We start from the raw sequence: 22,054 nt of genomic DNA, 5'->3' as shown, positions 1-22,054 counted from the left end.
GCAAGTGGGAATACACTGCTTATCTCTATAAGCACAAGACCGGCAAAGCCGGCGGGGAACATCAAATGGAGGTTAGCATGCTTTTCAGGACTATTAAGAGCCTGGCGGCCACGGCGAGTATTGTCGCGGGCGTTTTGGCATCGAATGCGGCATATGCTGAAACTCGACTGGTCGTCGGTTATCAACAGATCGTGGGCCCATTCATCGCCGCGATCGCCGACGGCCGCTTTGACGCCGCAGCTAAAGAAGCGGGCTACGCCATAGATTGGCGTCAGTTCAGTTCCGCTGGCGACATTACGACAGCACTTGCTTCTGGCGATGTTCCGATCGGAGTGATCGGCTCCACCGGCACAGCATCGGCAGCAACGCGCGGCGTCGAGTTGCAGCTCTTCTGGGTTCTCGACAATATCGGAAAATCTGAAGCACTCGTTGCCCGCGACGGATCGGGCATTGAGTCGCCGACAGATCTCAAGGGTAAAAAAGTGGCGGTACCATTTGTTTCCACTTCACATTTCCACTTGCTTGTGGGTTTGAATCAGGTGTGGAAGGTCGACCCGAAAGAAGTCGAGATCCTGAACTTGAAACCGCCGCAGATCGTTGCCGCCTGGCAGCGGGGCGATATTGATGCGGCTTATGTATGGCCGCCAGCGCTCTCGGTGATCCAGAAAACTGGAAAGACAATCTCCGACTCCGAAGTCATTGGTGCGGCCAGTGTGCCCACATTCGACGGTCTTGTGGTCGATAAGAAATGGGCAGAACAAAACACCAAATTCATGGAGGCATTTACTAAAGTGCTGGCCCAGTCTTATGCCGATTATAATGCCGACAAGGCAGCTTGGACGGAGGATTCCGCGCCAGTAAAGGGCATTGTAAAGCTTATCGGTGGCGATGGAGCGAGTACAGTTGAGGCACTCGGACTGCTTTCCTTCCCGAATGTGGATGAGCAGGCGTCGGACACCTGGCTTGGTGGTGGAGCCGTGCGCGCACTCAATGAAAGCGCTAAGTTCTTGGCAGAACAGAAGCAGATAAGCAAAGCACTCGACGATTATTCGCCCTTTGTTAATGCTGATTTTGCTAAAGCTGCCGCTAAATAGCGCCTCCGCTAATCTCGTATCGGCCGTCTTAACCGGCCGGTGCTCTCTTCATCCGCATAGAGCAATTCAAGTGAGCATGAATGAATGTTTGCGTTTGGGGTTGCGTGAAACTCTATACTGCCCTTGACCAAGGTGCAGGGAGGCATGTCGTATGGAAACGCTTAGTGTCAGAAATATCAGTCTAACCTACCCGGGGCTTTACTCGGATCAGGCGATAATCGCCCTCAAGGGAGTGAATCTTACGATTAACAGCGGCGACTTTGTCGTGGCGCTTGGAGCGTCGGGTTGCGGAAAGACAACGCTTCTCAATCTCATGGCGGGCTTCATGGCACCTTCAGAAGGTGACATTTCGCTTGGTAATCATCGCGTCAATGGGCCAAGTGCCGAACGTGGGGTTGTCTTTCAAAAGCATGCGCTTCTACCTTGGCTCAATGTTATGGAAAATACCGAATTTGGTTTGAAGCTACGCGGCGTCGATAAGGCTACGCGTCGGGAGCTGGCCACCAAAAACCTCGCTCTGGTGGGGTTACAGGATTTCCATAACCACATGATTTACCATCTTTCGGGCGGAATGCAGCAACGCGTGGGAATCGCGCGAGCGCTGACATGCGACCCTGCCATGCTGTTGATGGACGAGCCAATGGCAGCACTTGATGCGCTGACGCGTGAAACTATTCAGGAGCTGTTGCTCAAAGTTTGGCAGCTGACCAATAAGATGTTCTTCTTTATCACGCACAGCGTGGAGGAGGCACTGTTTTTGGGTTCCCGACTGATCGTCATGTCACCGCGTCCGGGCCGCATCACCCATACCTACGATCTTGATTTCAACCGTCGCTTTCTCGAGGAAGGCAACGCTCGCGCTATCAAATCCAGCCCCGATTTCATCCGTATGCGCGAGGAAGTTCTGGGCATTATTTATGGTGACGAGCGAGCGTCTGCCGATCGGGAGGTGGCACATGCTTGACCGTGTAACCCGCTCCCAATCCACCAAGCCCGTCAAGGCAGGTAAAATATTTGGTGCCCCTGGTGACGGTGCCAGTGGCATGATCAGCCTTGCGACAGCCAGTTTCCTTATCGCGCTATGGTTCCTCGTTACCGAAACTGGCTGGATCAAACCGCTCTTCCTGCCTTCACCTCTTGCGGTATGGGACAAGTTCATTCTGGCACTAACGGAAGGGGTCTCGAACTCGACTCTTTGGCAGCACACGCTGGCGAGCATAGGTCGCGTATTTGGTGCCTTTGCGTTGGCACTCGTCACGGCTGTGCCCATTGGTGTTCTCATGGGCGTTAATCGGGTCGTCCGGGGCCTGTTTGATCCGATCATAGAGTTTTATCGGCCGTTACCACCGCTCGCATATCTGCCACTTGTCATCATTTGGCTCGGCATTGGTGAATTTCCCAAAGTATTCCTGATCTATCTGGCGATCTTTGCGCCCATGGCAATCGCGGCAAGAGCTGGTGTGCGATCAGTCTCTATAGAGCAGATACATGCGGCTTATGCGATGGGTGCCACCCGTTGGCAGGTCATCAGTCAGGTGATCATGAAAGCCGCTCTCTCCGAAATCTTCACCGGCATGCGCATCGGTATAGGTGTTGGTTGGACCACCCTGGTCGCGGCTGAAATGGTTGCAGCGAACAGAGGCCTCGGCTTCATGGTTCTGAATGCGGCTGAAAATCTTGAAAGCGATACCGTGATCATGGGTATCTTCATCATCGGTATCTTCGCTTTCGCCTTCGACCTTTTAATCCGCTACCTCGAAAAGATACTGATCCCTTGGAAGGGGCGTATCTAAGCCCTACCACTTCTTTCGATCTTGGCCATCGCAGCCCATGCAGGGCGGTTTTACTGCCCCGGCGGAGCCATGCCTTCTGACATATCAAAGGACATAACGATGACACTGACCGCAAATGATCTAAAAGCCTTGTTTGATGCATTTAATAGGCACGACATTGATGGAGTCATGCACTTTTTCGCTGAAGATTGCATCTTCAACGCTGTTGGTGGACCGGAAATCTACGGCACTCGTTTCACGGGGCGTCAAGAGATTTCAGCTGCATTCAGCGGGGTCTGGAAATCGATGCCGGATGCTGAGTGGGGCAGTCACAGCCACTTTACTGATGGAGATCGCGGCGTTTCAGAGTGGACCTTCTCCGGCACGGCAGCCGATGGCAGTCGTATTGAAGCAGAGGGCTGTGATCTTTTCACCATCCGAGGCGGCAAGATCGTGCGCAAGCAGGCCTTTCGCAAGAACCGCCCGGTTCTGCAACCTCGCCAGTAAGACCGGAATAAAGCCATGCAACAGCACGCCACTTCCATGAAGGCCGAGCGACAGCCCTTCGACCCGGCCTACGATCCGAACCACTCGCCTAGCCCCGGCATTGGTAAAGATTATGCGCCCACCTACTGGATCGGCACCGCAGGTCCGGAACCAGAGGACGATGGTCCTGTCATGCACGATCTGGATGTCGATGTAGCGATCATCGGCTCGGGTTATACCGGCCTATCTTGTGCTATACATCTGGCGCGAGAGCACGGAGTCAAAGCCACTGTGCTTGAGGCAAATGGCGTCGCCTGGGGGTGTAGTACCCGCAATGGGGGGCAGGCCCAGATTTCTGCCGGACGTTTGAAGCGCTCGCAGTGGATTGCCCGCTGGGGTGTCGATGTTGCGCGCAAGATGCATGCGGAGATTGCTGAAGGCTTCGATCTCTTCCGGGCATTGATTCGGGAGCCGGAGATCGATTGTGAGCCGCAGGATGGCGGTCATCTTTACATTGCTCATCGTGACAAGATGCTGCCGTCGCTTGAAAGTGAAGTCCACCTGCTGAACAAGACGTTCGGCTATCGGGCTCGTATGGTGTCGCGTAACGAAATCCATAGCGATTTTGTTCGAGACGAAGAAGCACGCGGAGCATTGTATGAGCCAGACGGTATGGGCATCCATGCCGCGAAGCTGGCTTTCGGATATCTTCGCCTCGCACGACGGCTCGGGGCTAAAGTACATACTTCCAGTCCAGTGCTCGATTGCGCGACCAAAGGGGGGATGCACTATCTTACAACCCCCGGCGGCACGGTTCGTGCTCGCGCAGTATGTATTGCTACTGCCGGTTATACATCGCCAAATATGAATGCGCTGACCCGTCATCGCTTAATGCCGATATTGTCAAACTCAATTGTCACACGACCGTTGAGCGTCAGTGAACGGGAAGTACTCAACTTTAAGACACGCATTCCCCTTACTGATACACGCACGCTACGCCATTATTATCGTATGCTACCGGATAATCGGGTGCAGATCGGCAGTCGCAGCGCCATCACAGGGCGCGACGCAACCAATCCGAAGCATCTCGATTTGCTGTTGAATGGCCTCTATCGCAAGTTTCCGACCCTTCGCGATATCAAGGTTGACTACTCCTGGTGGGGCTGGGTGGATGTCAGCCACGATATGATGCCTCGAATCTTCCAGCCGGACCCTTCGCAAAAGCTGTTTTACGCCATGGGTTATGGCGGCAACGGCGTCATGTATTCAGCTCAGGCTGGCCGTCGAATGGCTCAGCTGGTCGCGGGAAAAGGAAGCAATCTGCAGCTTCCGATTTTTACCTCTCCTCTGCCAAGCCATGGTCTGCTGACGCCGTTTCGACGGATAGGGCAGTGGGGAATGTACCGCTGGTACGCGCTGCGCGACGAAATCCTCTAATCAATTGAAACCAATCCTTTCAGAAAGGAACTCTCCATGAAAATGACCACTGAGGAAGCCTTCGTCAAAGTTCTCCAGATGCATGGTTTAGAACATGCTTTTGGCATCATCGGCTCGGCTATGATGCCGGTATCAGATCTTTTTCCAAAGGCTGGCATTAAATTCTGGGACTGCGCTCACGAAACCAACGCCGGCATGATGGCAGATGGCTTCAGTCGCGCGACAGGCACCATGTCAATCGCCATTGGTCAAAATGGTCCGGGTGTTACTGGCTTTATTACTGCGATCAAGACGGCTTACTGGAACCATACGCCACTTCTAATGGTGACACCTCAGGCAGCCAACAAGACGATTGGACAGGGCGGTTTCCAAGAAGTTGATCAGATGGCCATGTTCAAGGATATGGTCTGTTATCAGGAAGAGGTACGCGATCCCTCCCGCATCCCTGAAGTGCTAAACCGGGTCATCGAAAAGGCCTTGAGGGGCTGTGCGCCCGCACAGATCAACATTCCGCGCGATTACTGGACACAGGTGATCGATGTAGATCTACCTGCTATCGTCCGTTTCGAACGTCCGATCGGTGGTCCGCAGGCCATTGAGGAAGCAGCAAAACTGCTATCGGAAGCGAAATTCCCTGTGATCCTCAACGGTGCAGGTGTTGTCATAGGTGGTGCTATCGGGGAGTCAATGAAACTCGCTGAACAGCTCGACGCACCGGTTTGCTGTGGCTATCAGCATAACGATGCTTTTCCCGGTAGTCACCGTCTTGCAGTCGGACCACTCGGTTACAATGGCTCAAAAGCAGCGATGGAACTAATCTCAAAGGCGGACGTGGTGCTGGCGCTTGGCACACGCCTTAATCCCTTCTCAACCCTGCCAGGCTACGGCATAGATTACTGGCCAAAGAATGCTGCAATCATCCAGGTCGATATCAATGCCGATCGTATTGGGCTCACCAAAAAGGTGACCGTTGGCATTTGCGGCGACGCCAAACAGGTCGCTCGCCAGATACTAGAGCAACTTGCATCTTCCGCTGGTGATGCAGGACGTGAGGAGCGCAAAGCTGCTATCCATCAAATCCGATCCGCGTGGCAGCAACAGCTCTCCTCCATGGATCATGAGGACGACGATGTCGGCACGGAATGGAACGAAGGCGCTCGTAAACGCGAACCTGACCGCATGTCGCCGCGTCAGGCCTGGCGTGCTATCCAGGCAGCTCTGCCAAAGGATGCAATCATATCGACTGACATCGGCAACAATTGCGCAATCGGCAACGCCTATCCAACTTTTGAGGCTGGCAGAAAGTACCTGGCGCCAGGTATGTTCGGCCCTTGCGGATACGGGTTTCCCTCGATCGTTGGCGCCAAGATCGGTTGCCCAGACGTTCCGGTAGTCGGTTTTGCAGGTGACGGTGCTTTTGGTATTTCGATGAACGAGATGGGTTCGATCGGTCGGGAAGGCTGGCCAGCTATTACCATGGTGATCTTCCGCAACTATCAATGGGGGGCGGAAAAGCGCAATACGACACTATGGTATTCCAACAATTTTGTCGGCACTGAACTCAATCCCAATCTAAGCTATGCGAAAATCGCGGATGGGTGCGGTCTGAAAGGCGTTGCCGTCGATACGACAGCAGCACTTACCGAGGCGCTCTCCAATGCGATTGCAGAGCAGGAAAAGGGCGTGACGACTTTCATTGAAGTCATTCTCAACCAGGAACTTGGCGAACCATTCCGACGCGACGCCATGAAAAAGCCCGTGCCGATTGCCGGAATTCACCGAGCGGACATGCGCGTCCAAAAGCGAGCTTAATCCAGATTGATTACCAAGCGCCTGCCCGGGCTACCCCGGGCGGGAGCGGCGGGGTGATCTGAATGACCTCGCAACCTTCGCTACCGTGGCATTACTGTACCTTTATCCTTGTCAGCATTCACTATCTGGGGCTCGCCTGATGAAACCGCTTGATCATATCATCGAAACTGCCAAAGCATCGCCGCGCCGGATAGTGCTTGCCGAGGGAGAGGACTCGCGCATTATTGAGGGGGCAATCCGCGCCACGCGAGAGGGGCTCGCCAAGATCATTCTTGTCGGTAATCGGGCGGCGATCAAACAACGTCTCGTTGCAGCGGGGGGCGCACCTGAAGACTTCCAAATAGAGGATCCCGCCTTATCGACACTCGCCCCAAGATTGGCTAAGGCCTATTGTGTCCTTCGCGCAGATAAGGGAGTGGATGAAGAGACAGCCATTTTGGCACTACGTTCTCCGCTTGTCTTTGCGGCCATGATGGTACGAGAGGGAGAAGCAGATGGAACAGTGGGTGGAGCGGTTGCAACGACTGCGGACACGGTACGTGCTGCACTGCAAACCATAGGAAGGGCGCCTGGTACTGGACTTGTATCAAGCTTCTTCCTGATGATGCTGTGCGCGCCGCACCATGCCAAAAAAGGCATCTTCGTTTTCGCCGATTGTGGCCTTGTGGTCGAACCCGATGCGGCTAGTCTCGCCGATATCGCTGTGAGCTCGGCTCGTTCCTTTGAAACTCTTGCTGGCAAGCCGCCAAAAGTGGCCATGCTTTCCTTCTCAACGGCTGGCAGCGCTGTGCATGAAAAGGTTTCCAAGGTGGTGGAGGCAACTCGGCTCGCCCATGTTGCCGTGCCCGAACTCATCATCGACGGCGAACTGCAATTCGATAGCGCTTTCGTTGAAGCAATCAGTGACGCCAAGGCACCTCAATCAGTGTTGCACGGCGGGGCCAACGTTTTCATATTTCCCAATCTTGATGCGGCAAATATTGGCTACAAGATCGCCCAGCGTATCGGTGGCGCGACTGCTATCGGGCCTGTCATGCAGGGTCTCGCGAAACCCGCCAATGACCTTTCCCGTGGTTGCAGCGCTGATGATGTGTTCCACATGATTGCTATCACTGTCGTCCAGGCTGGCTATATTCGTTAGAAATCTTCACGGTTTTCGATAGGTGATGCGGCTTTTTGCAATTGGCCGCAACCTATTTCTATTGTCTTTTTCAAACTGAGCACTACCCTCCATCCTTGTCTGATTGTGACGCGGAGGGCAGCATGCAGTGGCTTCAGTCGATATTTCAGCAGGCTCCTGAGATAGCGTTGTTTCTATCTCTGGCTGGCGGTTATGCGCTAGGAAAAATTCAATTCGGGAAATTTCAACTGGGTGGCGTCGCTGGCTCACTCCTTGTGGCGGTTCTGATTAGTCAGGTAGGCGTTCAAATAGACAATGGGGTGAAGGCTGTGCTCTTCGCCCTTTTCATTTACGCCGTTGGTTTTGAGAGCGGTCCGCAGTTCTTCCGGTCGCTTGGACGTCAATCTCTTCGTGAAATAGCTATGGCGGCAGTCCTTGCCATCAGCGGCTTGGTAACGGTTGTTGTACTGGCTAGGATGTTCGGTCTTGATAAAGGCCTAGCAGCAGGTATCGCTGCGGGCGGTCTGACGCAGTCAGCAATCATTGGTACCGCCAGCTCGGCTATTTCAAAACTGGGTCTTGCTGCAGATGAAGTTCAGCGGCTGCAGGCCAACGTGGCAGTCGGTTATGCAGTCACTTATATTTTCGGGTCGTTTGGTGCGATCCTCGTCTGCGTTAACCTGCTGCCGAAATTCATGGGGCGTAGCATTCGCGACGACGCTTTAAAGGCCGAAGCGGAACTTCTGGCGGGTATTCGTTTGCTTGGCCCGAATGAACAAGAGGCGGCTCCTGATCTGGTCGGCCGTATCTATCGGGTCGATAAGGCCGCCGGAAAGACTGTGGCGGAAATCGAAACAACCACATCTATCGACAATGCCATTACGATTGAGCGTGTAAAACGCGGGAACAAGATAATTGGCGTTGCGCAAGATTTGAAGCTCGAGGCTGATGACATTGTTCTGATCGCTGGACGTCGCAAGGGCGTTGTCGCGATTGGAGGCGATATCGGAGTTGAATTGCAATCATCTGATGGCATGGAAGTCGTCGTTGCAATCCGTGATGTAACGATAACAGCACCCGAATTCGCAGGAAAATCTGTAGCTGATATCAAGCAACATATCAGCGCTGATCTTCGACATGGTATCTACGTGATAGGGGTCAAACGCGCTGACAAGCCGCTTCCGCTAAATCCCGACACCGTTATAGAGGCTGGTGACGTTGTTTCCCTTTACGGAACGGATCAGGATTTGCAGCGTGTTGCTCAGTCTATCGGACCAGTAATCGTTGCCAGCGACAAAACAGACTTCGTCTTCCACGGTCTTGGAATTGCTGTCGGTCTCCTGATCGGCCTTGCCGTTATCCGATTTGGATCGATTCCGCTAACTTTGGGGAGTGGCGGAGGCGCACTTTTGTCGGGCTTGCTTTTTGGCTGGTATAGAAGCCGAAACATGACCATTGGGAATATGCCGACCGGAGCTTCGACTCTTTTGCGGGATCTTGGCCTTGCCGGGTTCGTAGCCGTCGTCGGACTTCAGTCAGGGTTGCAGGCCGTTCAGACAATCGCCAGCAGTGGCTTATCTATTTTCCTGATTGGGGTCGTTGTGACCATTCTACCACTCATCATAACGATGCTGTTTGGTCGCTATGTTCTCAAATATGACAATGTGGCTGTCTTTGCCGGTGCTCTATCCGGTTCGCGTAGCGCAAATCCGGCCTTTGGTGAAATTCTCGATAAGGCCGGCAACTCCATTCCAACCACTCCATTCGCAATCACTTACGCGCTTGCCAATGTGTTCCTGACTTTGCTCGGACCATTGGTCGTTGCTTTTTCCTGAGGATGAGATCATGGCAAAAAATGAATATAGCAAGTATGCGAAGCTGAGCCCGTTTGAACTTAAGGATGCGCTTATTAAGCTCGCCTCCAGCAAGGCAAATCATGCGATGCTCAATGCGGGCCGTGGCAATCCAAATTTCTTGGCCACATTACCGCGTCGCGCCTTTTTACGGTTAGGTCTTTTTGCTGTTTCCGAAGCAGAGCTTTCTTATTCCTATCTTTCCACAGGTGTTGGAGGACTTCCCAAGATTGAAGGGATAGAAGGGCGGTTCCAGCGGTTTATTTCCGATAACAGTGATCAGCCTGGTGTGCAGTTCCTCGGGCGTTCACTGTCCTATGTACGTGATCAATTGGGGCTTTCTCCATCTGAATATCTTCATGAGATGGTGGAAGGTATTCTCGGTTGCAATTATCCGGTGCCCCCACGAATGCTTAAGATCAGCGAGGCGATTGTGAAGCATTACCTCGTACGCGAAATGATCGGCGGCTACATGAGTTCTGACAATATAGATTTGTTCGCAGTGGAAGGCGGAACCGCCGCCATGACGTATATTTTCGATACATTAAAGCAGAACAAAATCCTTGCCGAAGGTGATACCGTTGCAATCGGCATGCCCGCATTCACGCCATATATCGAAATTCCTGAACTGAATAATTACCGGCTGAAGGAAGTGCACATCAATGCCGATCCTAAGCAGGGCTGGCAGTATCCCGAAACAGAGCTCGATAAACTGCTTGATAAGTCGGTGAAAGTCTTTTTTCTGATCAACCCTAGTAATCCCCCATCGGTAAAAATGGATCAGCGTGGGATGGAGCAGATCGCAAAAATTGTGAAGGAAAAGCGTCCAGATCTCATCATTCTGACCGATGACGTATATGGTACTTTTGCGGACGATTTTAGGTCGATCTTCGCGATATGCCCATATAACACGATGCTTGTATATTCATTTTCGAAGTATTTTGGTGCAACAGGCTGGCGTCTTGGCGCAATCGCTATGCATAAAGAGAACGTCCTTGACGCAAAGCTGAAAGACTTGTCTTCGTCTGCAAAAAAGGAATTGAATGAACGCTATTCATCTCTCGTACCCAATGTTTCAAAACTTAAATTTATCGACCGCCTTGTGGCAGACAGCCGAACTGTTGCACTTAACCACACTGCGGGTCTCTCCACTCCACAGCAAGTCCAAATGGTTCTGTTCTCCCTTTTCAGCCTCATGGATGAGCAAGATGCGTATAAAGCGGAACTGAAGAAGTTGATCCGTCATCGCGAAGCGGCGCTTTATAGGGAGCTCGGCCTCCCCCCGCAGTCGGACGCCAATGATGTAGACTATTACACATTGCTTGATCTGGAAGACATTGCCCGTCGGCTTTATGGCGACGAGTTCGCTACATGGGTTAAGAAGAACATATCACCGACGGAGCTGTTGTTCCGGATTGCCGATGAAACGGGGATCGTTCTGCTGCCCGGGACGGGATTTGGAACACAGCAGCCGGCGGGACGAGCTTCGCTCGCCAATCTCAACGAGTATGAATATGCGGCTATTGGGCGAGCTTTGAGACAGATGGCTGATGAAGTCTATAAAAAGGAATTTAAGCCTAGGAAGTGAACCAGTCCGATGGGCGAGGGTGGTAAACTGTGAAGGTTCGCCAACAACGGATGTTTGGTTGTTTCAGTTCCCAACGAGGGAATTGAGTGTGCGGTTGTTGCTCAAATTCGTTTGGACAGGATGAAACAAACAATTTAAAAAAAAGGGCAGCGAAAGCCGCCCTTTTTTCGTTTTTTTGATCATTACGGCTCTGGAATTTCACCCGGTCGATAGTTTGGCAATCGACCCGCAGGGAGAATTGAAATGAGTGCAAGCCCCGCCATAATCAGAAAACCTACTTTAAGAGCCAGTAATCGCGACTCGGTGTTGATCCGAAGTGCTTCCGCCTTTTGTTCCGGCGTTGCGGAGGTGGCCGCTATTACACCAGCTAACTGATCATTGCTAACGAATGTAATGCTGTCTAAATTGACCTCCGATTGGATTTCAATTGGCAAAGTAGGATTTTGAGCAAGTTGCCGCATAACAGCACTGCTAAGCAAGCCCACGAGCAATGCACCGGCTACGGCGGTGCCCACGGCTGCTGCTAGATTGTTTGTCGTTCCGCGTAGCGATCCCACATCACCCGCTAGTTCCTTTGGTGATGCTGTAACCAAAACGTTGAAAAGAAGGGTCACTAGCGATCCTTGCCCGATGCCAAACAGGATCAGACCAAATAGCACCGGTATGGAACTCCAATCGTTTCGGACAACGAACGCCAGCCAAATAAGGGCGATTGCGCATAGCCCAAAGCCGTAACGCCCGATCTGTCGAGGCGACAGCTTTCCATAAACACGCACAATCAACATTGCTGCGAAAAAGACGGTCAAGTTGAACGGGAGCATAGCAACGGCAGTAGCAAGCGGTGAGCGTCCCTGAACAATTTGGATATAGAGCGGAACCGAGAAATTTAGTGCCGCTTCCAAAGCAACGACGGCAAACATTGCGAAAACAGCTGCGCGTTCCTGTGGTGAATCCAGAACTTGTAGCGGCAGTAGTGGTGTTTTGTTCTTGTCCTCACGTCGACGCGTCCAAATAAAGAATGCTTGACCGAGAATAATGCCCAAAATTATCAGAATTGGTGCAGGAGAAAGACCCAGAACATTGAATGGTGCAGAAGATCTTGCAAGCAATAATCCCCAGCCATTTAGATTGTTAAATCCGAAACTGATTGAGATGATTGCAGCTGCCGCGAGCACGACACCCACACCATCAATTTTCACTTCAGGACGACCCTGATCCGGCTTCAAGCGAAAGCTCAAAACTAAAACCAGAGCAGAGACTACAACAAGAATGCCGAAAACTGGTCGCCATCCAATATAGGTTCCAAGTACGCCGCCGATTAGAAAGGCCAAAACTCCGGCCCCAGCTCGGGCTGATCCCAGGGCGCCAAGGGCCGTTGCCTGTTGATTGCCTTGATAATTTTGAGCAATCAGTGCAACAAGCGCAGGCACGATAACAGCACCCGCCGCACCGCAAAGTGCTTGTGCGGAAATCATCGCCGTCGCATTGGGACTAACCGTCATCAGGATTTGTGCGACACCAAATACAACGACCGCCAGCCGAAAGACCTGCAAGGCTCCAAAGCGCTGTACGAGCTTGGCGCCGAGCATGACAAAGCCTGCAACGATCATCGAATATGCGACGATACCTGTGGCGACCACGGTTGGAGCCACGCCAAAACTCTCGACCATACCACCAAGTGCTACAGGTAGGGAGGCGACATTGAAGGACATGATTGCCTGACCGAAAGCGATAGCGACCATCGGAAGCCATGAATTGCGTTCCTCGGAGTGTGATCCGTTTCTTGAAGCTGCCATCGCTGATACTTCCCTCTCGCAATGTGACAGATCGATGTGGTTTTAAAAATGGTACAGAATTATGGATAATTAGTATTCAGGTGACGACATGAGCAGATCGAGTCCAAGACGCTGCGAAAGGAACTGAGCGGCCAACTGTCCCCTCACACTGTTTCCCGCCTCATCAAGCTCAGAAGAAAATGTGCCAAGCCCGCCCTTACCTGGTGATACGGTCACAATTCCGCCGCCGATGCCACTTTTACCCGGCAGTCCTATCTCGTAAAGCCAGTCTCCAGACGTTTCATAAAGACCGGCGGTCAGCATTACGGCAAGGGCATAATGACAGACATCCGGCTTGACGACCTTTTCACGTGTCAGCGGGTTGACGCCGCCATGTGCCAATGTCGCCCCCATGACAGCGAGATCCCTAGCGCTGACGTTCAACGAACATTGCCTTGTATAAAGTTCAACCGCTTCCACTGGGTTACTATAGATGCTTCCCATACTTTCCAGCATCCATGCTATGCTGCGGTTTCGAAAGTTTGTTTTTGAAGCAGATACATAGACATCCTCATTCACAGAGAGATTACGTCCAGCAAATCGCGAGAGGCCTTCGTGAATAAAACGCCATTTCTCTTCTTCATTTTTACCCGGCACCAAACTGGTCGTAGCTATAGCTCCGGCGTTGACCATCGGGTTTGTGCGTCCCTCCTGGTCGCGTTCAATACCAGCCAGTGAGTTGAAGGGATAGCCCGTCGCATTCACTCCCAGCCGTTCTCGGGCGCCTGTTGCACCGATCAGATCGCAGATAAGCGCGAAGATAAATGGTTTGGAAACGCTCATAATGGTGAACTCATAATCGGCATCACCGACTGAGAAGATATGACCATCGACACTAACGACACAAATACCGAACAAGCTTTCGGAGACGTTGGCCAAAGCAGGATATACTTGCGAGTTTTTGCCAAGGTGAACGCTACCGAAACGCTCATGTGCTTCGGTTACAAGTCGTGTAACGCGTTCCGAAGGCGGTAATGTTCCTGTAGAGATAAATGTTTTATCTGGGTCAACAAGGGGATTAAGCAATTCCATGCGATTCCCTTTCTGGCACGTAAAAAATTTACGTTCCAAAACTTATATCAATAGAACTTAATCTGATCACAACTTTAAATGGCTTACAATAAATATTTTTAACTCGCCCTAGAGCGTTAAAAATACATCGAAAAGAGTATAAAGTTCCGTGATTGAGTTTAGCAATTTACATAGCAAATAGATTATCATTGATAAAATTGGTTTGACGAGACTTAAGGCCTGGAGAAGCTATCCCAAGTGCATCATGCCGTTGATGAGGCTATCTGATTATGCTGCTTCCTGCAAAAGGGAGGCGAACACTTCAGTGAGTGTCTTGAATCCAAGACACTCGCGCGGGGTTGCGTTGAGATCATGGGCGAGGGCAGTCAACTGCGCCTGGTTGACCTGCGTCAGGTCAGTGTTGCTGGGTAAGTAACGTCGAATGCGCTTGTTGATGTTCTCAATAGCACTTTTTTGCCATGGCGAGTTTGGATCACAAAATCAGCTTCTGGCCCCCATTCCATCCTCCAAAGCCCTATACCCCATAAACTCGGAACCACGATCAAAGGTAAAACTGCGGCGTGCGTGATAAGGCAGTGCAGCAAAGGTCTGAATGATTCTGTTCATGATAGGCTTTGAGTGCCGACTGTTGTTTTTGATGATGACGCAATAACGACTTTTGCGTTCAACAAGCGTCATGACATTGGCTTCTCCAAGGTCTCGTTCAAAGATAATCAAATCACCTTTCCAGTTCCCAAATTGCAGACGGTTGCCAATAAAATCAGGACGTTGATGAATGCGAAACGCTTCTGGAATGCGGGAACTGCGCGATCGTCTGGTACCGCGTGGGCAGTGTTTTGTTCGCATCTCGGCAAGGTGTTCATACAGCTTCAGAGAGTATTCTTCCTTTGAATAGATGAAGCGATAGATTGTTTCTGCACACAGACGTATCGCGCTCAGGCCATAGCTAACCAGTCGTCCGCAGATCTGTTCCAGCGACCAATGGGCTTCCAATTGTTCTATGACGAACTTGCGCAGCTCTGGGTGACGTCTGAGCTTGCGCAACCGTGTTCTGCGGTCTTTGCTGATGTTGTCGGCAACAACGCTATGATAGCCATTATAGTCTGGAATCTCAGTATCCCGAAAGCTGTTGCGTTTGATCTCGCGATAGATCGTCGAACGATGACGACCCATCAGTCGCGCAATGTCGCCGAGAGGGACTTTTAACTGTTTAAGCGCAAATAACCGACGACGTTCCGGCAAAGTGATCTGTGAATAGCAATTTGACATCCAATTTCCCCCATGGCTAACCACATGAATTCATTGGCATGTTGCGATTTAAAATAGAATGTATCCCGGCTGCACATGCTGATCGCATAATCTATCTTATGGAACTCAAAGTATGTAGGCGTTTTGAACACGCTCGCAGTCAAAGCTCCATTTGGGATAGCATTTAATTGTAACAACGAGCGCTGAGACAATGAGTACAGTGGCTCGGCCTAAGCAAGCCCAAGTCGCTTACGCAACTCAGCGTTTTCTGAGTGCAGTTTTTCAGCCAGCTCTTTGCGAAGTCGTTTGTTTTCGGCTTCAAGCTCAACGAGATTCTTCAGCTCATCACTCTGTTGAGAGACAACAGGAGCTTTCACTTTAGCTAGATTTTTCCAATTGTAATAAGTTTGTTCACTTACGCCTGCTTCTAAAAGTGCGGCCTTCAGTGTGATCTTGCCGCTCTGGGTCTGCTTGTTCACTACCGCGAGGAGACGAGCACGTTCTGCAGGTGAGCGCCTCTTGATCTTCGAAGTTTTTGCCTTAACAACTGTCGTTGCTTCTAGTTTTGGCGCAGCTCTCTTGCGAAGCGATTTGGCTTTTGCCTTCGCGATTTTCGGCGTATCAATTGCCTGTTCTTCTGTTGTAGTAAGGTTCATGTTAGCCATTGTTGAGATCTCCTGAAAACAGTTTATAAAGGTTCTTCCAGACCAATTTAATATACGCCATGACTTTAAAGTTGGTTTACACCACACAAAAAAGAAACGCGCTGTATTCACCGGCTATTGCAGAGCAACTTATACAGCCAAATGCATTATCAAGATAGGTTGCGGACCTCACCGCTCATCGCTAGATTACCCATACACATAGTCAGTCAGCTACCCTGATTAGGACAGTAGTATAAGTATGAAATTCCCAGGCAAACGTTTGATCGTTGAATATAAAAACCGCCGCTCGCCTAAAAACGCTAACTCGTTATGGGGCGATATCAACCTCAAAGAAATTGCACGCGAGGTCGAAAGTGACCTGTCTGTGCCTGAAAACGCTGAGCAGACTGGCTTTAAGGAAACGGTTACGGATCCCCAAACCCACACTGATCATGAAGCTCAGATTTCGCAGCCGCAAAATGATGAAGCTTCCACCATGTTACAAGCGGACCCTGTAGTTGAGGGCCGGACATCTGCTGAGCCTATACTTGAGGAGGACCTCAAACCTCTGTCAGAGATTGCGAAACGTAACCCAGTGGCTCAGCGTAAGCAGGTTGCAACAAAGGGCAATAAAGCGGCTACCGCGAAAACTGAACATGACAGTGTTGAATTTGCCAATGCTGAAACAGTTCCTTCTGCCAATGCTCAGGTGCTGTCATCACCGGGGTCAGCCTCAGCGGTAAAGCAACCCAAAAAGGCAACCACCGCAGGGGTGCGTTCCAAAAAGCAGTCGGTGGACAGCAATAAAGTGCACTTGCCAGCCGCGAACAGGTCACCCGAAAAAATACATCGTACCCAGCAAGTCGCCAAGGTTCCAGTTGCTGAATTGTATGCACTCCTTTTGATGCAAGACGCGGAGCTCAACACGTTGGAAAATGAAAATAAGCGGTTAAGATTGCTGCTTGTTGAGCATTTGCGCTCAGAAAATGCTCGCCTTGAACAAATGATACTCCGCGCCGATCAAGTCTTTGACGAGACGGACAAGAGCGTGTAACGCGCAGAGCTATTCTGGACTGCACAATTCCGATACCGAACTCACAACAAGTTAAATTTCAAGAAGATATTCCGCCACTTAACAGAGAGAAAATCGATGATGATTGAAGATAGCAATACTAAGAGCGAAACTCCGTCGCAAGATAGCGCCATCGCCTCAAAGCCGGTTACGTCAAAAACGCGCACACGTAAAAGCAAGGCCGCCAAGGAAGCTCTCCCGTCAACTGACACTGCAGAGAAAGGGACGCGTAAGAAGTACTCCCTTGCCGAGCGAGCCAAATTGCTTGCTTCAATCTCCAAAGATCTGAAAAGCGGCGATACCACAGTTAAGACTGCATTGACAAAAGTGGGCATCAGCGAGCAGACATACTATAACTGGAAGAAAGCTTCAGAGGCGAAAGTTCAGATCGAGCCCATTCAGCAGAGTGATGAACTTAAAGCTTTGGTTGAACTTGAAGCCGAAAACCAGCGGTTGCGTAAGGCCTTAGCTCAAAAGCTTCGGACCGAAAATGCAGAGCTCCGTAAACGTCTCGGATTGTGATCAGAACTTCTCACTTTCTAAATTCAGGTGAAATGAGCTGCAGTGGCAATAGGTAGTTCGTATGTCCAGCTTCGGCAGGCAATATGAACTGCCACCCACTTTGTCGCCTTTATACGCGTTGTCTGCTAACTTGTTTCGACAACTGCATGATGACATTCTTGAGGAACAAGTTTGTTTTTTGAAATAATCACTGTGGTGCTGCTAACGGTTCTGAACGGCGTACTTGCTATGTCGGAACTAGCAGTAGTTTCTTCGCGCCCAGCAAGATTGCGCGTTCTGGCAGATAAGGGCAGTCGAGGTGCCCGAATGGCCATAACGCTGGCAGAGGACCCCGGCCGTTTTCTATCAACAGTGCAAATTGGCATCACTCTCGTCGGAATTTTGTCAGGAGCTTTTTCGGGTGCCACACTTGGCGCACGCTTGACAGGATGGTTAGTCACTCAAGGTGTGTCCCTATCGCTTGCTGATGCCTTCGGTGTTGGTTCAGTTGTAGTCCTCATTACTTATCTGTCTTTGATTGTAGGCGAGCTGGTTCCTAAACAGATAGCTCTGCGTGAACCGGAAGTTATTGCGAGCCGCGTGGCGCCCAGCATGGCGCTTCTTTCAAAGCTGGCCGCGCCACTCGTGTGGCTTTTGGATACATCAGGTCGACTTGTTTTGAGGCTGCTTGGCCAGTCGGGAAAATCGAGCGATGGTGTCACGGATGAAGAAATCAAAACCGTACTTGCCGAGGCACACAATGCAGGTGTGATCGAGACCGAAGAGTCTCGGATGATCGCTGGCGTTATGCGCCTTGCCGATCGAACCGCGCGAGGGCTCATGACGCCGCGTCTTGATGTGGAAATGATTGACATCGAGGATGATGTTGAAGCTATTCGCGATCAATTGCAAAAGTCCAGCCGATCTCGCCTCCCCGTTCGCGGTGAGAATTCGGATGACATAATAGGAGTCTTGCAAGCTCGAGATTTTTTTAATCAGCTTTCATTAAAAGGTAGCGTCAATCTGCGTCAAATTCTCAAGGACGTACCTGTGGTCTCTGATTTTTCCGACGCTCTGGATGTCGTCGAGGCTATCCGCGGAACGCCCACCCATATGGTGCTGGTTTACGATGAGTATGGGCATTTTGAAGGAGTGATAACTGCGGGAGACGTCATGGAAGCAATAATAGGCGCTATGCAGGAAGATCACGTTGAGGAACGAGCCATCGTCCGTCGGGCAGATGGCTCTTATTTGGTCTCCGGCTGGATGCCCATTGATGAATTTTCAGAATTCATGCGCTTTCCCATTGAAGACGACGTCGAGTACAACACAATTGCTGGCTTCGTGCTTGAAGAATTGAAGCACCTTCCCGATGTTGGGGAAACTTTCAGTAAGAATGGCTGGATATTCGAGATCGTTGATCTGGATGGTCGCCGCATTGATAAACTGCTTATTAAATCAGAAGAATCACAAACAGAATAATTCTTCGCGCGCGCTCTAACATATTGGTTCAAAGCGTATCTTGTCCGAATCTGTTTCGGAGTTTTCGGGATGCGCTCAAACGAACACGCGCGAAGACAGTTCACTATCTCGTATGGTGTACCCTCTGCAATTGATAGACGGGTGTTTCTATTCCCTCCATACGTGCTTTAAGTTGGAGCGACAGGTATTGAGAATAGTGGCGGGACTGATGCAGGTTTCCTCCGTGAAACCACAGTGCTTCCTGCTGCGTGGGTTTCCACATGTTACGTTGCTCCCCTTCCCATGGGCCCGGATCCTTGGGTGTCTCGGATCCCAGACCCCAGACCTTGCCAACCTTGTCCGCTGTTTCTTGATCGATGATATCTTCGACCCAGCCATTCATTGAGCCATAACCTGTCGCATAAACGATGAGATCGGCGGGTAACTCAGTGCCATTGGTGAGCTTGACCGCGTTTTCTGTGATCTCTTCGATCTGCCCGGATGCAAGCTTGATTTTACCGTCAATAATCAACTGCGAGGCACCAATGTCGATGTAGTAACCTGATCCCCGCCGCAGATATTTAAGAAACAATCCCGACCCGTCGGCGCCGAAGTCCAATTGAAAACCGACTTTTTCGAGTGCTGCATAGAAATCAGCATCGATCTCGCGGATCTTGTCATAGATGGGTTTTTGGAACTCATGCATGATGCGATAGGGAAGTGAAGCAAATATCAGATCAGCTTTGGCAGTAGTGACGCCGTTTTGCAAAGCCTCTTCGGAATAAAGCGCGCCGAGCCCATGCTTCATCAGTGGCTCAGACCGGACGATATGGGTCGATGATCTTTGGACCATAGTTACATCTACGCCAGCTTCGCAAAGTGCGGCGCAGATATCATGAGCCGAATTGTTAGAGCCGACGACAACAACCTTTTTACCCTTATAACCATCGGGGCCCGGATGCCTGGAGGAATGCTGTTGCTCCCCCCTAAAGCGGTCTTGGCCTTTCATGCCTGGAATGTTCGGCTTGCCTGACATACCAGTTGCAAACACAAGCTGTTTTGGACGCAGAATGACCGTCTCGCCATCGCGATCAATGACGACAGACCATTCCTTTCTCGCTTCGTCCCATCGCGCCGACTTGACAGTGGAGCGTGTCCAGTAGTTCAGTTCCATCACTCTGGTGTAGAATTCCAGCCAATCGCCGATCTTGTCCTTCGGCGCAAAAACCGGCCAGTTTTTTGGAAAATCAATATATGGCAAATGATCATACCAGACGGGATCATGGAGGCAGAGTGACTTGTAGCGTTTGCGCCAAGAGTCCCCTGCGTTTTCGTTGCGCTCAACGATGATCGTTGGCACCCCGAGCTGACGCAGACGCGCTCCCAAAGCAATCCCGCCCTGCCCTCCGCCTATAACCAGCACATAGGGCTGCTTCTCATAACCAAGCGTTCGAGCTTCCTCTTCGCGCTCTTCTTTCCATGTCTTGGCACCAAGGTCTTGGCCGTGCTTTGCCCCAAGCGGTCGGGTAAAGCCGGATTTTTCCTCATGTCCTTTCAACTCCGACATAACCGTAAGAAGGGTCCATATCTTGCCACCTTTCAAGCGAATAAGACCATATCCGCGTGCAACATCAGTCTCGAAAGTTATCCAGCTTTCCGTAACACCATCGGCCGTCGTTGCGGCTTCTCCAGCGGCCACGAGCCACTTGGTTGGCCTAACCAGCTGCAACTGTGATTGCAGCATATCACGCACCTCATCGTGCCCTTCTACAGTCTTGATGTTCCAGGTAAAGGCGACGAGATCGCGCCAGTAGCAATCATCCACGAACATCAAAACGGCGTCATCGACCCGCCCCTCTTCCAGTGCTGCGCCGAACTTGTCGAGAAAGGTCTGAACCAGAACAGTTGGTGTCTTTTCAAGCATTATAATTTCCTCCCATGGAAGTTGACGTCAGGCTCTCCCAAGCCCGACACTAAAGTAATGTTATCTTTTCAGATCGATCAGGATTTTCAGCTGGGTGCCCGCTGGATCCAGCAATCGGTCAAAGCCTTCAACAACTGCATCCTCCAACGCAATTGTTTTGGTCACGATCTTGTTTGCGGGTATCTGACCGCTTGCAATCAACCGGGCTACACGCGGCCAATAATGGGTGGGATAAGCCCACGAACCTCGAATATCGATATCCTTGAATGTAACATCAAACCAGTTGAGTGGGTTCTCGTGAGGGTGCAAACCCGTCTGCACCACAACGCCTTGTTTACGGACGGCATCAGTACAATTCTTCAATGCGTGCTCATTGCCGACGCATTCAATAGCAACGTCACAACCGACATTACCTTCGGTTTCCGCGCGAACTACCTCACCTACATTTTCTGATTTTGGATTAATGGTGCGAACATCACCAAGTTTTTCACGTGCCAGCTGCAAACGCGTGTCGTTTAGGTCGGAGAGGAATATTTGTGACGCACCTGCGGCGCGTGCTGCCATTGCTGTCAAAATACCAATCGGCCCAGCACCAGTGACAAGGACGCTGTTACCAGCCGTAACGCCACCTCGATCACAGGCATATACCGCCACTGCGGTTGGCTCAATGAGCGCTGATTCTTCGTCACTAAGATCGTCAGGGATTGGCTGAACATTATAAGCGTTCAACAGCGCCATTTCAGCCATACCGCCTGAGTGCCAGGAAAGGCCCGCCAGGGCCAGACTGGTACTCAGGTGATACAGGCCACGATCAGCAAAATAGTCGCCCGCGCGGGGCATGATGAGCGGCTGTACTGATACACGGTCGCCAACTTTTACGTGCGTTACATCACGTCCCACAGCTTTGACCATACCGCCAAATTCATGCCCCAGAATTTGCGGGGCAACTGCTTTGGTAAACGGATGCGGTTTGATTGGAATAAAAATTGGGCCATAAGCATATTCGTGCAGATCGGTCCCACATATCCCACAGAAACGATTTTCGATCAGCACCTGATCTGGCTCGATATCGGGACTGGCTGGCGTCGGCAGGTTTTCAACACGCAGATCCTTGGCAGCATAAAAGCGCAAAGCACGCATACATAACTCCTCCATTTGCATCATTAAATGAGAGA

At 51.1% G+C, this 22,054-nt stretch carries 17 protein-coding genes and 1 pseudogene; 12 read left to right on the top strand and 6 right to left on the bottom strand.

Going from position 1 to position 22,054, the window contains the following annotated elements; genetic code table 11:
• Positions 1–77: 77 nt before the first annotated feature.
• The 9 genes from tauA to OIV19_RS08285 all read left to right on the top strand — a co-directional run bounded on the left by tauA (position 78) and on the right by OIV19_RS08285 (position 11,162).
• Complete coding sequence (tauA, locus tag OIV19_RS08325; RefSeq protein WP_264231221.1) at positions 78–1,094, top strand: taurine ABC transporter substrate-binding protein; 1,017 nt, start codon at positions 78–80, stop codon at positions 1,092–1,094.
• A gap of 151 nt (positions 1,095–1,245) precedes the next feature.
• Positions 1,246–2,058 (top strand): taurine ABC transporter ATP-binding protein, encoded by an 813-nt coding sequence (locus OIV19_RS08320; protein ID WP_264231220.1) that lies wholly within the window; start codon positions 1,246–1,248, stop codon positions 2,056–2,058.
• The gene (locus OIV19_RS08315; RefSeq protein ID WP_264231219.1) at positions 2,051–2,887 is read left to right on the top strand and encodes an ABC transporter permease subunit; all 837 of its coding nucleotides are present in this window, start codon (positions 2,051–2,053) and stop codon (positions 2,885–2,887) included. The genes OIV19_RS08320 and OIV19_RS08315 overlap by 8 nt, the downstream gene beginning before the upstream one ends.
• A gap of 105 nt (positions 2,888–2,992) precedes the next feature.
• On the top strand, positions 2,993–3,373 hold the full coding sequence (locus tag OIV19_RS08310; RefSeq protein WP_264231374.1) for a nuclear transport factor 2 family protein: 381 nt from the start codon (positions 2,993–2,995) through the stop codon (positions 3,371–3,373).
• A gap of 15 nt (positions 3,374–3,388) precedes the next feature.
• Positions 3,389–4,789, top strand: a complete 1,401-nt coding sequence (locus OIV19_RS08305) for an NAD(P)/FAD-dependent oxidoreductase (RefSeq protein WP_264231218.1) — start codon at positions 3,389–3,391, stop codon at positions 4,787–4,789.
• A 36-nt stretch (positions 4,790–4,825) separates the two neighbouring features.
• Positions 4,826–6,601 carry a sulfoacetaldehyde acetyltransferase gene (gene xsc, locus OIV19_RS08300; RefSeq protein WP_264231217.1) on the top strand — a complete coding sequence of 592 codons (1,776 nt, stop codon included), beginning with the start codon at positions 4,826–4,828 and terminating at the stop codon, positions 6,599–6,601.
• A 139-nt stretch (positions 6,602–6,740) separates the two neighbouring features.
• Positions 6,741–7,742 carry a phosphate acetyltransferase gene (gene pta, locus OIV19_RS08295; RefSeq protein WP_264231216.1) on the top strand — a complete coding sequence of 334 codons (1,002 nt, stop codon included), beginning with the start codon at positions 6,741–6,743 and terminating at the stop codon, positions 7,740–7,742.
• A gap of 122 nt (positions 7,743–7,864) precedes the next feature.
• Positions 7,865–9,556, top strand: coding sequence for an aspartate-alanine antiporter (gene aspT / locus OIV19_RS08290; protein WP_264231215.1), 1,692 nt, complete (start codon positions 7,865–7,867; stop codon positions 9,554–9,556).
• Between the two features lie 10 nt (positions 9,557–9,566).
• Positions 9,567–11,162 (top strand): bifunctional aspartate transaminase/aspartate 4-decarboxylase, encoded by a 1,596-nt coding sequence (locus OIV19_RS08285; RefSeq protein ID WP_264231214.1) that lies wholly within the window; start codon positions 9,567–9,569, stop codon positions 11,160–11,162.
• A 182-nt stretch (positions 11,163–11,344) separates the two neighbouring features.
• Here OIV19_RS08285 and OIV19_RS08280 read toward each other — a convergent pair whose 3' ends face one another.
• The 4 genes and pseudogenes from OIV19_RS08280 to OIV19_RS08265 form a co-directional block, all read right to left on the bottom strand.
• On the bottom strand, positions 11,345–12,874 hold the full coding sequence (locus OIV19_RS08280; RefSeq protein WP_264231373.1) for an MFS transporter: 1,530 nt from the start codon (positions 12,872–12,874) through the stop codon (positions 11,345–11,347).
• A 153-nt stretch (positions 12,875–13,027) separates the two neighbouring features.
• Positions 13,028–14,029: a glutaminase A gene (gene glsA / locus OIV19_RS08275; RefSeq protein ID WP_264231213.1), complete on the bottom strand. Its 1,002-nt coding sequence runs from the start codon at positions 14,027–14,029 to the stop codon at positions 13,028–13,030.
• Positions 14,030–14,296: 267 nt separating this feature from the next.
• Positions 14,297–15,298 (bottom strand): annotated as a pseudogene (locus OIV19_RS08270) (IS30 family transposase).
• 209 nt (positions 15,299–15,507) lie between these two features.
• Positions 15,508–15,942: a transposase gene (locus OIV19_RS08265; protein ID WP_264231211.1), complete on the bottom strand. Its 435-nt coding sequence runs from the start codon at positions 15,940–15,942 to the stop codon at positions 15,508–15,510.
• A 238-nt stretch (positions 15,943–16,180) separates the two neighbouring features.
• Between OIV19_RS08265 and OIV19_RS08260 the strand changes: the two genes are divergently transcribed.
• The 3 genes from OIV19_RS08260 (at position 16,181) to OIV19_RS08250 (ending at position 18,976) form a co-directional block, all read left to right on the top strand.
• Positions 16,181–16,975 carry a hypothetical protein gene (locus OIV19_RS08260; protein WP_264231210.1) on the top strand — a complete coding sequence of 265 codons (795 nt, stop codon included), beginning with the start codon at positions 16,181–16,183 and terminating at the stop codon, positions 16,973–16,975.
• 96 nt (positions 16,976–17,071) lie between these two features.
• Positions 17,072–17,515, top strand: coding sequence for a transposase (locus OIV19_RS08255; protein ID WP_264231208.1), 444 nt, complete (start codon positions 17,072–17,074; stop codon positions 17,513–17,515).
• A gap of 171 nt (positions 17,516–17,686) precedes the next feature.
• Positions 17,687–18,976: a hemolysin family protein gene (locus OIV19_RS08250; RefSeq protein WP_264231207.1), complete on the top strand. Its 1,290-nt coding sequence runs from the start codon at positions 17,687–17,689 to the stop codon at positions 18,974–18,976.
• Between the two features lie 103 nt (positions 18,977–19,079).
• Here the strand turns inward: OIV19_RS08250 and OIV19_RS08245 are convergent, their stop codons facing one another.
• Entirely contained in the window at positions 19,080–20,879 is a 1,800-nt protein-coding gene (locus OIV19_RS08245) for an NAD(P)/FAD-dependent oxidoreductase (protein WP_264231206.1), read from the bottom strand.
• Positions 20,880–20,939: 60 nt separating this feature from the next.
• Positions 20,940–22,019 (bottom strand): 2,3-butanediol dehydrogenase, encoded by a 1,080-nt coding sequence (locus OIV19_RS08240; RefSeq protein WP_264231205.1) that lies wholly within the window; start codon positions 22,017–22,019, stop codon positions 20,940–20,942.
• Positions 22,020–22,054: the final 35 nt, after the last annotated feature.

Source organism: Brucella sp. HL-2 (assembly GCF_025846885.2).
Classification (GTDB): Bacteria; Pseudomonadota; Alphaproteobacteria; order Rhizobiales; family Rhizobiaceae; genus Brucella; species Brucella quorumnocens.
Note: the sequence above shows the minus strand (reverse complement) of the source record. Positions and strands in the feature narration are given on the sequence as shown.

What these genes read in the sequence shown, in the direction of transcription:
- OIV19_RS08320 (WP_264231220.1), top strand. Translation starts at nt 1,246, where the DNA reads ATGGAAACGCTTAGTGTCAGAAATATCAGTCTAACCTACCCGGGGCTT.
- OIV19_RS08245 (WP_264231206.1), bottom strand. Translation starts at nt 20,879, where the DNA reads ATGCTTGAAAAGACACCAACTGTTCTGGTTCAGACCTTTCTCGACAAG.
- tauA (WP_264231221.1), top strand. Translation starts at nt 78, where the DNA reads ATGCTTTTCAGGACTATTAAGAGCCTGGCGGCCACGGCGAGTATTGTC.
- OIV19_RS08285 (WP_264231214.1), top strand. Translation starts at nt 9,567, where the DNA reads ATGGCAAAAAATGAATATAGCAAGTATGCGAAGCTGAGCCCGTTTGAA.
- pta (WP_264231216.1), top strand. Translation starts at nt 6,741, where the DNA reads ATGAAACCGCTTGATCATATCATCGAAACTGCCAAAGCATCGCCGCGC.
- OIV19_RS08255 (WP_264231208.1), top strand. Translation starts at nt 17,072, where the DNA reads ATGATGATTGAAGATAGCAATACTAAGAGCGAAACTCCGTCGCAAGAT.
- aspT (WP_264231215.1), top strand. Translation starts at nt 7,865, where the DNA reads ATGCAGTGGCTTCAGTCGATATTTCAGCAGGCTCCTGAGATAGCGTTG.
- xsc (WP_264231217.1), top strand. Translation starts at nt 4,826, where the DNA reads ATGAAAATGACCACTGAGGAAGCCTTCGTCAAAGTTCTCCAGATGCAT.
- OIV19_RS08260 (WP_264231210.1), top strand. Translation starts at nt 16,181, where the DNA reads ATGAAATTCCCAGGCAAACGTTTGATCGTTGAATATAAAAACCGCCGC.
- OIV19_RS08315 (WP_264231219.1), top strand. Translation starts at nt 2,051, where the DNA reads ATGCTTGACCGTGTAACCCGCTCCCAATCCACCAAGCCCGTCAAGGCA.
- OIV19_RS08240 (WP_264231205.1), bottom strand. Translation starts at nt 22,019, where the DNA reads ATGCGTGCTTTGCGCTTTTATGCTGCCAAGGATCTGCGTGTTGAAAAC.
- OIV19_RS08280 (WP_264231373.1), bottom strand. Translation starts at nt 12,874, where the DNA reads ATGTCCTTCAATGTCGCCTCCCTACCTGTAGCACTTGGTGGTATGGTC.
- glsA (WP_264231213.1), bottom strand. Translation starts at nt 14,029, where the DNA reads ATGGAATTGCTTAATCCCCTTGTTGACCCAGATAAAACATTTATCTCT.
- OIV19_RS08265 (WP_264231211.1), bottom strand. Translation starts at nt 15,942, where the DNA reads ATGGCTAACATGAACCTTACTACAACAGAAGAACAGGCAATTGATACG.
- OIV19_RS08305 (WP_264231218.1), top strand. Translation starts at nt 3,389, where the DNA reads ATGCAACAGCACGCCACTTCCATGAAGGCCGAGCGACAGCCCTTCGAC.